This window comes from Telluria sp. BA11 (assembly GCF_056680305.1).
The window spans coordinates 1,832,269-1,845,284 of the sequence record NZ_CM155275.1; the positions used below are offsets into that span (position 1 = coordinate 1,832,269).

Below are 13,016 nucleotides of genomic sequence, written 5' to 3' on the forward strand. Positions count from 1 at the left end.
TCGTTACGCCATTACGCTGCTTCGCGCCCCAGCAAGCCCTCGATCGCCGCCAGCAGCACCGTCTCCTGGTACGGCTTGCCGAAGTAGGCATTCACACCCAGCCCGAGCGCCACGTTGCGGTGCTTGTCGGCCGTGCGCGACGTGATCATGATGATCGGGATCGCCTTCGTTGCCTCATTGCTCCGCACATTGCGGGTCAGGTCGAAGCCATCCATGCGCGGCATCTCGATATCGACCAGCATCAGGTCGGGTGCGCCCTGCCCGATCAGTTCCAGCGCCTCGATGCCGTCCTTGGCCAGCACCACGCGATAGCCTTCGCGTTCGAGCAGGCGCTGCGTCACGCGCCGCACCGTCAGCGAATCGTCGACCACCATCACGGTAGGGCGCCGGACCTGCAGCGCGACGGCCTGCTTCACGCGAGCTTCACCCTGTGGTTGCTGCGCCAGTGCCAGCGGATCGAGGATCAGGACGATCTCGCCCGAACCCAGGACCGTGGCGCCGTCGATGCCCGGCATGCGCGCCAGCTGGCGGCCGATGTTCTTGACCACCACCTCGCGGTTGCCCAGCACCTCGTCCACGCGCAGCGCGATGCGGCGGCTGCCGCCATTCAAGACCAGCACCGGCGTCGAACGCTGCGTCGTGATGCGCTCGTCGTCGTCCATGCCCAGCAAATCCGGCAAGCCATACAGCGCCAGTTCGTGGCCGGCCAGGTGGATAGTGCCGGCGTCGATCGCGGCGGCCAGGTCGGCCTCGCGTACCTGCTGCACCGCCTCGACCAGCGTCGACGGCACCGCATGGGTGCGGCCACCGGCCACCACCAGCACGACCTGCGCCACGGCCAGCGTCAGTGGCAGCGTGATCGTGAAGCGCGCGCCCTGCCCCGCCTCGGACGCCACTGCGACACGTCCGCCCAGCGCCTGCGCTTCGGAGCGCACCACGTCCATGCCGACGCCACGCCCGGCCAGTTCGGTCAGCGTGTCCGCCGTCGAAAAGCCCGGCGCGAAAATCAGGTCGGTCACCTGGTCGTCCGGCGCCTCGTCGCCTTCGGCAATCAGGCCGCCGGCCAGCGCCTTGGCGCGGATGCGTTCGAGGTCCAGCCCGGCGCCGTCGTCGCTGAAGTTGATCAAGACTTCGTTGCCGTGCTGGCTGACCTGCACCAGCAGTTCGCCCGTCTCGGCCTTGCCAGCGCTTTGACGCGCCGCGCGCGGCTCGATGCCGTGCACGATTGCGTTGCGCAGCAGGTGTTCGAACGGCGCCGCCATCTGCTCCAGCACGCCGCGATCGATTTCCACCGCGCCACCCCGGATATCCAGGTTGACGCGCTTGTCGGTTTCTTTCGCGGTCTGGCGCGCGACGCGGAACAGGCGCTCGGACAGGCTGGCAAACGGCACCATCCGCACCCGCATCAGGTCGCGCTGCAAGTCGCGCGTCATGCGCGCCTGGGCCGACAGTTCTTCATTGGCCGAATCGACCGTGCGCGCCAGGCTTTCCTGGAACGAGGCGACGTCGTCGACGCTTTCGGCCAGCATGCGCGTAAGTTCCTGCAGACGCGTGAAGCGGTCGAATTCAAGTGGATCGAATTCGCGCTCGCCGGCGATCGACAGACGCGAGGCGATCTGCGATTCGGCCTGCATCTCGATCTCGCGCAACTGGCGCCGCAGGCGGCCCACGTTGTCCGAGAAGTCGCCGAGCGACGATTTGAGAACACCGATCTGGTTTTCCAGGCGCGAGCGCGTGATCGATACCTCACCGGCCTGGTTCACCACGCGGTCGAGGATGTCGGCGCGCACGCGCACCAGCGGCGCGCGGGCCGGCTCGGCCGGCGCGGCTGCGGGGGCATCCACGGAGGCCGGCGCCGCTGCCGTTGCCGAACCAGCGCTGGCCTCCGGCTGCTGCAAGCCCTCGAACAGCAGCATCGCGCTGTCGTAGTTGGCCAGCAGCTCGTCGAACGCGGTCGGCGGCAGCGTCGAGGTGCCGGCATGGACCATGTTCTCGATCTGCGTTTCCAGTTCGTGCGCGTGCTGGCCCAGGCGCATCGCGCCGGCCATGCGCGCGCTGCCCTTGACCGTGTGCAGGTCGCGCTGCATGCGCTGCGCGACGCCGGCGTTGGACGGCTCCTGCTGCCACTGGCGCAGGTCGTGCCCGATGCGCGGCAGCAGGTCGGTGGCTTCTTCGAGGAAGACCGGCAGCAGGTCGGCGTCGATCTCGTCGACGTACCCGCTGGCGCCCACTAGCTCGGGCTCGTGCAGGTCGTCGAGCGCCAGATCGGGTTCCGGTGCAGGTTCCGGTACAAGTTCAGGTTCCGGCTCGGCTTCAGGTTCCGGTGCAAGTTCAGGTTCCGGCTCGGCTTCAAGTTCCGACACCTGTTCTGACGCAGATTCGGCCAGCACGGCTTCATCGGGCGTCACCGCCACGAAGCCGGCCTCTCCCGGCTGCGGGGCGGCCTGTTCCAGCGCCGGCGCCGCGAACGGGTCGTCGCCGAATGCGCTGAAGATGTCGTCGATATCGTCCGGCTCTGCCGGTGCCGGCGCAGCCGCGCGTGGCGCTGGCGCCGTGAATGGCGGCGGCTCGGCCAGCAACTGCTTGTAGGCGTCGGCAAACAGCGTATCGAGCCGGCTGGCCAGCGCCGGTTCGAGCTTATCGAACGGCGATGTCCCCAGGCGCGCGCGCAGCGCAGCCAGCTGTTCGATCAGGTCCGGCTGCGCCGGGGCCAGTTCGCCCAGCGTGAACACGTGCAGCATCGCGCGCATGCGCGCCAGCGTCGTGTCGAACAAATCCAGCCCGTCCTCGCCCATGGGCGCGCCCGGCACGGTGAGCTTCTCTAGCGTTCTTTCCAACGCATGCGCCAGTTCGCACAGGTCGGTGTAGCCGACCGTGGCCGAGGTGCCGGCCAGCGTGTGCGCGGCCGTGATCGCATCGGCGGATGCACGCTGCGCCGGGTCCTGGCGCAGCGCGGCGAACGCGTCTTCCAGGGTGGCGCACAGCGATTCGGTTTCGAGCAGGTAGACGTCGTGCAGCGCCTGGCCGATGGTCAGGTCGCCCACGCGCCGCACGGCATCCTCGCCCGGCGGCGTGATCTGGACGTCGAGTACCGGGATGTTGTCGAACTGCGCGTCGAACTGCGCGTCGAACTGCGCGTCGAACTGCGCATCCGGCTGTGCATCGGCCGGCAGCTCGAACGCGCCGCCCTCCTGCACCCGCGCCGCTGCCTCGATCAGCGCCGCGCCATCGCGCAGCGAAGCCTGGCCGGCGGCCAGTTCGGCCACCCAGGCATCCAGTTCGGCGTAGGCGTGCGCGAGCAGCGCCAACAGGTCGGCGGTGGCCGCGCGACCGTCGGCCAGCCAGATGTTCATGACCCGCTCGATGCTGGCGGCGGTCGCGCCAAAGGCTTCCAGGCCCACCATGCGGCTGCTGCCCTTGAGCGTGTGGAAGGCACGACGCAGGCCCGTCAGGGTTTCCTGATTGCCCGGCTCGTCGGCCGCGCGCGGCAGCGTCTCGACCACGACGCCAAGCACTTCCTGCGCTTCGGCGATGAAGATCCCGAGCAGTTCGGCATCGACGTCGTCCTGTGCGTTGGCTCCCGCGACAGGCGCCACCGGCGTCTCGACGGCGGCGGCATCGGTGAACTCGAACGGCAGTTCGCGCAGCAGCTGCTTCTCGGTGTCGAACGTGAAGCGGCCGCGCGCCAGCGCGCTGTCCTGCGCCAGCAGATCAGCGAAGAAGCCCAGGGCGCCGATATTCTGCGCGATATTGTGCAGCGATGCGTGCTGCGCGGTGACATCGCTGGCGCTGTCGGCCAGCGTGCGCACTGCGTCTTCGACGTGACGCACGGTCAGCACGGCCTGCTCCTGGTCGAGGATGGCGAACGCGCCCTGCAAGCCATGCAGCGCCGGCCCGGCCTGTTCCAGCACCTGGCGTTTCGACGGGTCGTCGTAATAATCGTCGAGCAGTTTCTCGATCTGGCGCAGGCCGGCCTTGACCTCGCCCGCCAGCACGGCCACGGTCTGGCCCTGCTGGATCTGGCGCGCCAGTTCGCCCTGCCACTGCGGGGCGTCGGGCGGCGTTTCGCCGGCGGCCAGCGCCAGGAGGCGCGCGCCGACGGCTTCGGCGTTCTGTGAAAAATCGTCGGGCAACTGGCGCAGCTGATCCAGGCTGTTCTCGACGAACAGCATGGCGGCGGCCATCTCCAGCCCGAACTGGTCATCGCGCCCCGACTGCACCGAGTCGCCCGCCGCGCGGCCCAGCTCACGCAGCAGCTGCGCCAGCGCGGGCGCGCCCAGCTTGTCGCTGGCGCCGGCCAGGCGTGCCAGCGCATCGTTGAAATCGCTCTCGATGGCGGCGTCGGGCTTGCCGTCACCGGCGATCAGATCCCAGTCCGACTTGGTGCGGGCCAGCGCTTCGCGTGCATCCTTCAGCGCCTGCGGATCGAGTTTGCCGTAGCGGCGTTCGGCGTAGTCGTGCGGCACAGCGCCGTCCAGGCCCAGGGCCTGGCGCAGCGCACCTGCCTCCGGGCCCGGCGCGCAGGCGGCGGCCACGAAGAACAGCGCGTCGCGCAGCATCGTTTCTGGTGAATCCTGCTGGCCCTTGGCCAGGCGCCGCAATTGCAGGTTGATCTGGCCAAAGAGCTGTTTGACATACAGGTCGGTGGCAACCTGGCCGCCAGCCACCACGGTGGCAAACGCATGCAGCGCCTGCCAGAACAGGCGCGCGCGTGCGCTTTCCTGCGCGCCGGCGATCGGCGCGATTGCCGCGGCCATGTCGTGCGCCTGCGCGCGGCGCGCGGCGTCGTCGTCGGCCTTCAGGTACGGCAGCAGGGCTTTTTCGAATTGCGCGCGGCAGGCCGCGATGTCGACCTCGCCCACGGCAGTGGCACTGGCAGGCAGTTCAGGCAGCACCGACAGATCGAGTGGCAGCAGGTCGGCCGGATGGACCTTGGTCTCACCCTGGCGTTCGACCATGTCGCGGTAGTACGGGAACAGGCGCGCCGGCTGCTGCGGGGCGCCGCCCAGGAGTTCGTCGAGGTATTCGCCCAGCGCACCGAAGGCGTCCAGCACCACCTGCACGCTTTCGGCGTTGCATGGCAGCTGGCCATCCTTGAAACGATCGAGCACCGCTTCGGCGGCGGCGGTGAACACGCCAACGCCTTCGACATCGACCATCTGCAAGGCGCCGTGCGCCTGGTGCAGATGCGATTTCGCATGCAGCAGCAGCGTTGGCTGCGCCTCGGGCGAACGGCCCGCTGCATCGCGCAGGGACGTCGCGGCGCGTGTGAGGGCGTCGCGGATTTCGCCAATGACCCAGGACAGCGGGCCGGTATCAAAACTGCTGGAGCGGTTCAAGGTCGTCATCGCCCGGTCAGGATACCACGCGGAAGCGGGACACCGAATCCTTCAGTTCCTGCGCCAGCGTGGCCAGTTCCTGGATCGACAAGGCGGTCTGGCGGGTACCCTGGCGGGTCTGTTCGGTCACGGCGAGAATCTGCTGCATCTTGTCGGCCACACCGGTGGCCTTGGTGGCCTGGCGTTCGGTGGCGGTCGACATGTCGCCGATCAGGTCACCGAGGCGGTTCGAGACGCGCGAAATGTCCGACAGCGCGGCGCCGGCGGCGTCCGACAGGCGCGCCCCCTCGACCACACCCTGGGTCGATTTTTCCATTGCCGCCACCGCGTCGTGGGTGTCGGTCTGAATGGTGCGCACCAGCGCGCCGATCTGCTTGGCCGCGTCGCCCGAGCGTTCGGCCAGACGCTGCACCTCTTCGGCAACCACCGAGAAGCCGCGCCCTGCTTCGCCGGCCGATGCGGCCTGGATTGCGGCGTTCAGCGCCAGCACGTTGGTCTGCTCGGTAATGTCCGAAATCAGCTCGGTGATCTCGCCAATCTCCTGCGAGGATTCGCCCAGGCGCTTGATGCGCTTGGAGGTTTCCTGGATCTGCTCGCGGATCTCCTGCATGCCCTCGATCGCATTCTGCACCGCGGTCGAACCCTGCGCCGCCGCCGCCACCGACTGGCGCGCCACGTCGGCCGATTCGAGGGCCGAGCGCGACACGTCGGTAATCAGGCCGGCCAGGCGCAGCGTCGTCGCCGACGCATCCTGAATTTCGCGCGACTGCTGCTCGGCCGCGCCGAGCAGTTCGGTCGAGACGTCCTGCGCACCGTTCGATGCGCGCGCCACCTGCTCCGCCGTGCGGATGACCCGCACGACCAGCTCGCGCAGTTCTTCGACCGTATAGTTGACCGAGTCGGCAATCGCGCCGGTGATGTCTTCCGACACCGTCGCCTGCACCGTCAAGTCACCGTCGGCGACGTCCTGCAGTTCGTTCATCAGGCGCAAAATGGCGGCCTGGTTCTGTTCATTGGTGGCCTTGGCTTCTTCTTCCTTGGTCTGCGCCAGGTGGCGCATCGCTTCGGCTTCCTGGCGGCGCCCTTCGGCGCCCGCGGCGCGTTCACGCGATTCCTGCAACATGGCGCGGGTGGTGCCCAGGGTAGCCAGCAGCGTGAACACGCCGGCGCCGATGGCCAGCCAGAACCACGGGCTGATCCCGGCCTGGTCGCGCTGGTAATCCATGTGCAGCTTGGCGAGCATCACGCGCAGCGGTTCGCTGTCGCGCGAAATCAGGCGCTCGGCGGCGCGGGCGCCGGCGTAGCTGGTCAGGTTGCCGATCAGCGGCGTGACGGTCTTGACGTATTCGCGCAGGCTGTCACGGGTGCGCGACAGCCGCACGCGCATTTCGAGGTCCGTCAGCGGCGCCAGGCCAAAACGGCCGCCGCCATCGAGCAGGCCGTCGACGAGCGCTTCGAGCGAGGCGATGTCGCCCAGGATGTAGGTCACCGCGTTCTGGGTCGAACCCGGCGTGTTGAAGGTCTGGGCGCCGGCCGTCAGGCGCTGGGTCACCGACAGCAGGCTCAGTGCCGCCATCTGGCGCCGGGCGTCGGCGGCCTCGTCGCGCTGCAGGCGTTCGGCAATGGCGACCAGTTCCGGCCCCACTTCTTCGTACTGGGCCAGGCTCGCGCCGAAGGCGATCAGGTTGCGCCGGTTGCCGAGAATATTGGCAGCGGCCTTGGACGAGCGGTTCCACAGCACGATGGCTTTTTGCAGGTCGTCGGCGCGGGGACCGCTGGCGGCGGGAATGCGGCCGGTCGGCGACTGGCCGCCACGCGCCAGCAGATCGAGTTCGCGACCCAGTTCGGTGCGGCTCTCTTCCAGCTGGAAGAAGGCTTGCGCATCGCCGCGCAGCGCGATCGGCGCCGCCTTGGCGAAACGCTGCGAGTGCATCACGGCGTCACCGGCGACCTGGCTCTGCCCCGCCAGACGGGCGTCGCTGGCGGCGTTCTGCCACATGGCCAGCACGGTCAGCACCGCGCCGGCGGCAACGGCCCCCAGCAACAGGCGCAGGCGATTCGGCTGGAAGCTGCTGCCCATGAGCGTGGCGCGCATGTCGCCCCCGCCATCGGCGGCGCCGTCGTCACGGCCACGAAAGCCGCCCAGGCGCCGCGCCGCTGCGGCGGCCGAACCACTGGCAACCGCGTCGGGCGCCGCAGCATCGGCGACGGGGACCGGTGTTACCGGCCGCACCGCGTCATCGGCTGCGCCACCCCTGGCGAAGACATTCATGGTCAATTTCGAGGCGAATCCCATTCCGGCTCCCTGTGCTGCAAGTTAGTGTGTTCGGTTAGCGTGCAATGTGCAGGAAGCGCTCTTCGCGCACCAGCGCCGCCAGCGACAGCGGCATCCATGTGTTGCCATCGGCATCGCACAGGGCGTCGCCGTCGCGCGTCATCGTCCCGGCATGGCGCAAGCCATACACCGCAGACGCGAGCAGCGCGCAATTCAAGCCCAGGCCAGGTGCAAACACCAGCAGGCGCGGGGTGCTGCCAGGCGTGGCCGGCGTGGCGGCCACATGCTCTTCATCGAGATAGCGGGCCAGGTCGATCACGCCCAGCAGGCTGCCGCGCACATTGGCCAGCCCCAGGTACCACGGGCGGGTCAGCGGCACGGGTGTGACCGGCACGGGCGCGACGATCTCGCCCACTTCGGCCAGATCGATCAGGTAGCGCGCGCCGCCGATGGCCAGGCCCAGCTGCGCCACACTGGCGCCGGCGCCGTTTTTGGCCGCCTGCATCCGTTCGAGCAGCTGTTCCTGGTACAGGCGCAGGCGGGTGCGCCGCGCCGCGGGATCGCGGCGGCCTGCACGTTCGTCCGCGCCGCCGGTGGTCATGCCTTCACGCTGCCGGTAGCAGCGCCCGGCACGGCCAGCGCCGCAATGGCCGCCAGCAGGCGCGCCGGATCGACCGGTTTGACGAGGTATTCCTTGGCGCCCTGGCGCATGCCCCAGATGCGGTCGGTTTCCTGGTCCTTGCTGCTGCAGATGATGATCGGCAGCGCCGCCAGTTCCGGATCGCGCGAAATGGCGCGGGTCACCTGGAAGCCGTTGGTGCCGGGCATGACCACGTCCATCAGGATCAGTTGCGGGCGCTCGGCGCGAATGCGCTCGATCGCTTCGTCGCCACTGACGGCGGTGCACACGGTAAAGCCGTTCTTGACCAGGATGTCGGTCAGGTACAGTCGTTCGGTCGGCGAATCGTCGACGATGAGAATCTTTTGAATGGCCACGCAGGGCTCCAGCGTTGGTTGAATCGTCAGCCTGCTGCCGGCGCATGCTCGCGCACGGCCGCCAGCAGGCTGTCTTTGGTAAAGGGTTTGGTCAGGTAGGCGCTGGCGCCGACCATCGCGCCGCGCGCGCGGTCGAACAGGCCGTCCTTGGACGAGAGCATCAGCACCGGGGTCGCGTGAAACCGCACGCTCTTCTTGATCAGCGCGCAGGTCTGGTACCCGTCGAGACGCGGCATCAGGATGTCGCAGAACACGAGCGCAGGATGGTGGTCGTTGATCTTGGCGAGCGCGTCGAAGCCATCGTCGGCCAGCACCACGTGGTAGCCCGCCTGGGTCAGGAAAATCTCTGCTGACCGGCGGATCGTGCTGCTGTCATCGATCACCATGATGGTCAGGCTTGATGATTGCGGCGATGTCGTCATGGTCGTTTCACTTCGGCTTGAAGTGCCACGATAGCATAACGAATCTTTCTTGTGCGCAAAGTGTTGCAGGGAGTCAACTACACGTTTGCGATGGCATCAGGGGCTTACCAGGATGCCATGCAAGCACAACAACAGGTGTTATATCGCTGTCATTTCAAAGTCGTCCTTGCGTGCGCCGCACTCGGGACAGGTCCAGTTCATCGGTACGTCGGCCCAACGGGTGCCCGGCGCAATGCCGTCCTCCGGTGCGCCGGCAGCTTCATCGTAGACCCAGCCGCAGATCAGGCACATCCAGGTCAGGAACGGGGCGGTGGATTCAGTACTCACGGTGTTGATCCTTGTATCTAGTAAAATGTGGAATCAGAATCCGGCATCTTAATCTACCCGTCGTGCAAAACCAACCGTTACCCCTCATCCTGAGTTTTGGCGTCTGCGATCCCGTCGGCGCGCTGGGCGTGCAATCGGACGTCGCCGCCTTTGCCGCCCTCGGGTGCCACGGGCTGTCGGCCATTGCAGGCCTGCTGGTGTCCGACAGCGCCCGCGTCGAGCACATGTATGAGCTCGACAGCGACTGGATGGCCGAACAGGCGCGCGCGCTGCTCGAAGACATGCCGATCGCCGCCTTCAAGGTTGGCGCCGTGGGCACCGCACTGCACCTGGCCGCCATTGCCGAGATCGTGTCCGACTACCCGGACGCGCCGCTGATCCTCGACCCGTTCCTGTCGGCCCTGCCCGACGCCGGCATGGGCGACGAAGAAATGCTGATGGCCCTGCGTTCCATTCTGGCGCCGCAAGCCACCGCGCTGATCCTGTCGCAGGCCGAACTGGGCCGCATGGCCGAGCTGTGGCGCGATGGCGGCGATGCCGATCCCGGCAACCTCGACGAAGACGTGGCCGAACTGACCTCGTCCGGCCTGCAGTATGTGCTCGTGACCGGCACGCGCGACACGGCCGGCGCCTGCTCGAACCGCCTGTTCGACACCAGCGGCGAAGTCGCGCGGGTCGACTGGCAGCACCTGCCCGGCCCGTTCCTGGGCGCCGGCAACACCTATTCGGCCGCGTTCACCGCCCTGATGGCGCGCGGCATGGATGCGCCGACCGCGCTGGCCGTGGCACAGGAATACACGACCGGCGCGCTCGAGAACGCACAACGCTTCGGGATGGGCAAATTCATTCCCGCCAAATTCTTCCGTCCCTGAGTTTCAAGCGCGCTGCGCGGGACGGTCTTTCCTCTTCTTGAAACGTCAACATGACCATTGAACAAGCCACCTCGCGTAACGACACCCTGTTTGCCCGTGCCCAACTGACCACGCCCGGCGGCGTCAATTCGCCGGTGCGCGCCTTCCGCTCGGTCGGCGGCACCCCGCGCTTCATCACGCGCGCCCTCGGCCCGCACTTCTGGGACGCCGACGGCAAGCGCTATATCGACTACATCGGCTCGTGGGGCCCGGCCATCCTCGGCCACGCCCGCCCCGAAGTGGTGTCGGCCGTGCAGGCCGCCGCCGCAAATGGCCTGTCGTTCGGCGCGCCGACCGAAGGCGAAATCGAGATCGCCGAAGAAATCTGCCGCCTGCTGCCATCGATCGAGCAGGTGCGCCTGGTGTCGTCCGGCACCGAAGCGACGATGAGCGCGCTGCGCCTGGCGCGCGGTGCCACGGGCCGCGACAAGATCGTCAAGTTCGAAGGCTGCTATCACGGCCACGCCGATTCGCTGCTGGTGAAAGCCGGCAGCGGCCTGCTCACCTTCGGCAATCCGACCTCGGCCGGCGTGCCGGAAGACTTCGTCAAGCACACGCTCGTGCTCGACTACAACGACGTGGCGCAACTGGAAGACGCATTCGCGACGATGGGCGACGAGATCGCCTGCGTGATCGTCGAGCCGGTCGCCGGCAACATGAACCTGATCCGCGCTACGCCAGAATTCCTGCAGAGCATGCGCGACCTGTGCACGAAGCACGGCGCCGTGCTGATCTTCGACGAAGTGATGTGCGGCTTCCGCGTGGGCCTGCAAGGCGCGCAGGGCATGTACGGCATCCAGCCCGACCTGACCGCGCTGGGCAAGGTCATCGGCGGCGGCATGCCGGTGGCGGCCTTCGGCGGGCGCGCCGAGCTGATGCAGAAGATGGCGCCAATCGGCCCGGTGTACCAGGCCGGCACGCTGTCGGGCAATCCGGTGGCGGTGGCGGCGGGCATGACGACGCTCAAGCTGATCCAGGAAGCCGGGTTCTACGAGCGCCTGAGCGCCACGGCGAACCGCCTCGTGGCCGGCTTGAGCGACGCGGCGCGCGAAGCGGGCATCGACTTCTGCGGCGACGCCGTGGGCGGCATGTTCGGCATGTACTTCTCGAAGGAAGTCCCGGGCAGCTACAGCGAAATGATGGCGGGCGACAAGGAGCGCTTCAACCGCTTCTTCCACGGCATGCTGGACGAAGGCGTGTACTTTGCACCGGCGATGTTCGAGGCAGGCTTCGTGTCGATCCAGCACGACGACGCGGCGATCGACGAGACCATCGAAGCGGCGCGACGCGTGTTCAAGCGGATTGGGTGACCATCACACGCGTTCTTGTGAAATCATGAACGTCATCCCGGCATGTATTCCGGGCACGCCTGCCGCTAGCAGGTCTCGCCCGGCATGCTCTTTCCTGTTTTGAGGTCGAGCCCCACGAAGCATGTGTACGGGGCAGACTTTATCTCGTGGTCATAGGCACATGTGACATCGCCTCGCTGTCTGATACGCACGCCGGTTGACGCGCCACAGGCCTGCTTCTGGTTGGCGCCGAGCGAATCGAACAGTTCTTTTGCCAGCGGCCCTTCGATCATCAGCGAAAGCTTCTGACTGCCTGTCCTGGGCGGCTCCTTTTCGCTGAGACTACCCGAATACATCAAGTAGCTGGTCTTCGTGCTGGCATAGTCGCCGTCCCATTGCCTGGGCGTTTCGGCGTACGACGGTGGAAGCATCAGTATCGACAAGAAAAGCATCACAGAACGTTTCATGGCTGCGCCTTCACTTGAATTCGACATGAAAATGGTTGTCATGACCGCGTAGCGCCAGGACACCGGGGATGCGTAGATCGTTGAAGAAAATTGTCAGTTGGCCAGGAAAGCATCGGCGAAATATCTCGATCAGCCGTTGTGTGCCTGCACGATCATAATCTGGCCATGTATACGAAACCGGGATTGTATGGCCATCTTTGCGTAGCGGTCGAAGATCGACCTCAACGCCTTTCATGTGGGTTGCGTGATCGTATTTGACACCTTCAGCCTTGCTCATGTTACCAATACCAAACTTGCGATTATCGACAGCTGACCATTCTCTTTCGACAGCGAAAAGCAAGGAGAGCATGCGAGCATCCGCATATTGTGCCCTGCCCTTGTCGGGGGTGCCGTACACGTAGTATCCCGATTCTTCTGGTGCTTGGGGCAACATGAAATGGCCGCGGGAGTCTCTGGGCTGGAAACCAGACATGAGCAGCTCCTCAGGCTATTCGGTTAGCTGCCAGATCCCAACCACCCGAAGTATTGCCACTGCTGCCGCCGGCAATCTTTTGTTGGGTATATTTCCATTTCACTTTCGAGAACCGGATACCGATCGAATCATGGATACCGCTACCTTCAAGTGCAGTTTGATCCATGTATGCGATGAGAGCGTTGTGGAGTTCGATGACGTAGTATTTGATGGGAGCACCGTTGCCATCTGCCCGCATAAATTCCAACGTAGCTTTTGGAATCGTCTTGCCACATGAGCAAAGCTGCAAGAGTATCGGAGAACACAGGTCGGCCAACTTCGTCACTGCCAATGTCTTGTGCTCGCAACGTTCTGCTGTGTGACCACCGGCTGTAGATGCGGTAGCGCTTCTGGGCTGTTTCACACCCCATGTAGCTGAAGTAAGTTCAATCCATCCGGTGTGATCGGAATCAGCCGACTCCCCTTTCACGCCATCAATAAACAGGTATGCGTCGATAGCCATGTCTTATCTTCCGAGA

General features: G+C 66.2%; 11 protein-coding genes. 2 read left to right on the plus strand and 9 right to left on the minus strand.

The annotated features are described in order from the left end of the window. Positions 1-11 precede the first annotated feature (11 nt). From AC1MGT_RS07965 to AC1MGT_RS07990, 6 genes are all read right to left on the minus strand, one after another. Positions 12-5,348, minus strand: a complete 5,337-nt coding sequence (locus tag AC1MGT_RS07965; RefSeq protein ID WP_499503745.1) for a hybrid sensor histidine kinase/response regulator — start codon at positions 5,346-5,348, stop codon at positions 12-14. Positions 5,349-5,355: 7 nt separating this feature from the next. Further along, positions 5,356-7,611 carry a methyl-accepting chemotaxis protein gene (locus AC1MGT_RS07970; protein WP_499503746.1) on the minus strand — a complete coding sequence of 752 codons (2,256 nt, stop codon included), beginning with the start codon at positions 7,609-7,611 and terminating at the stop codon, positions 5,356-5,358. Positions 7,612-7,669: 58 nt separating this feature from the next. Then, complete coding sequence (locus AC1MGT_RS07975) at positions 7,670-8,215, minus strand: chemotaxis protein CheW (protein ID WP_499503747.1); 546 nt, start codon at positions 8,213-8,215, stop codon at positions 7,670-7,672. After that, entirely contained in the window at positions 8,212-8,610 is a 399-nt protein-coding gene (locus AC1MGT_RS07980) for a response regulator (protein ID WP_332532276.1), read from the minus strand. Before AC1MGT_RS07980 ends, AC1MGT_RS07975 begins: the two co-directional genes overlap by 4 nt. 26 nt (positions 8,611-8,636) lie before the next feature. Next, positions 8,637-9,032: a response regulator gene (locus AC1MGT_RS07985; protein WP_183556317.1), complete on the minus strand. Its 396-nt coding sequence runs from the start codon at positions 9,030-9,032 to the stop codon at positions 8,637-8,639. A 138-nt stretch (positions 9,033-9,170) separates the two neighbouring features. Next, a complete protein-coding gene (locus tag AC1MGT_RS07990; protein WP_036170087.1) occupies positions 9,171-9,323 on the minus strand; it encodes a rubredoxin in 153 nt (50 codons plus the stop codon). A 98-nt stretch (positions 9,324-9,421) separates the two neighbouring features. Between AC1MGT_RS07990 and thiD the strand changes: the two genes are divergently transcribed. Both thiD and hemL read left to right on the plus strand, forming a co-directional pair. Then, the gene (gene thiD, locus AC1MGT_RS07995) at positions 9,422-10,231 is read left to right on the plus strand and encodes a bifunctional hydroxymethylpyrimidine kinase/phosphomethylpyrimidine kinase (RefSeq protein ID WP_258835643.1); all 810 of its coding nucleotides are present in this window, start codon (positions 9,422-9,424) and stop codon (positions 10,229-10,231) included. Positions 10,232-10,281: 50 nt separating this feature from the next. After that, positions 10,282-11,580: a glutamate-1-semialdehyde 2,1-aminomutase gene (gene hemL, locus AC1MGT_RS08000; protein ID WP_499503748.1), complete on the plus strand. Its 1,299-nt coding sequence runs from the start codon at positions 10,282-10,284 to the stop codon at positions 11,578-11,580. Positions 11,581-11,645: 65 nt separating this feature from the next. Here hemL and AC1MGT_RS08005 read toward each other — a convergent pair whose 3' ends face one another. From AC1MGT_RS08005 to AC1MGT_RS08015, 3 genes are read right to left on the minus strand one after another with little or no spacing between them, the layout of a single operon-like run. Next, on the minus strand, positions 11,646-12,026 hold the full coding sequence (locus tag AC1MGT_RS08005; protein WP_499503749.1) for a hypothetical protein: 381 nt from the start codon (positions 12,024-12,026) through the stop codon (positions 11,646-11,648). 10 nt (positions 12,027-12,036) lie between these two features. Beyond that, positions 12,037-12,498, minus strand: coding sequence for a hypothetical protein (locus AC1MGT_RS08010; protein WP_499503750.1), 462 nt, complete (start codon positions 12,496-12,498; stop codon positions 12,037-12,039). A 10-nt stretch (positions 12,499-12,508) separates the two neighbouring features. Further along, positions 12,509-13,000: an Hcp family type VI secretion system effector gene (locus AC1MGT_RS08015; RefSeq protein WP_499503751.1), complete on the minus strand. Its 492-nt coding sequence runs from the start codon at positions 12,998-13,000 to the stop codon at positions 12,509-12,511. Positions 13,001-13,016: the final 16 nt, after the last annotated feature.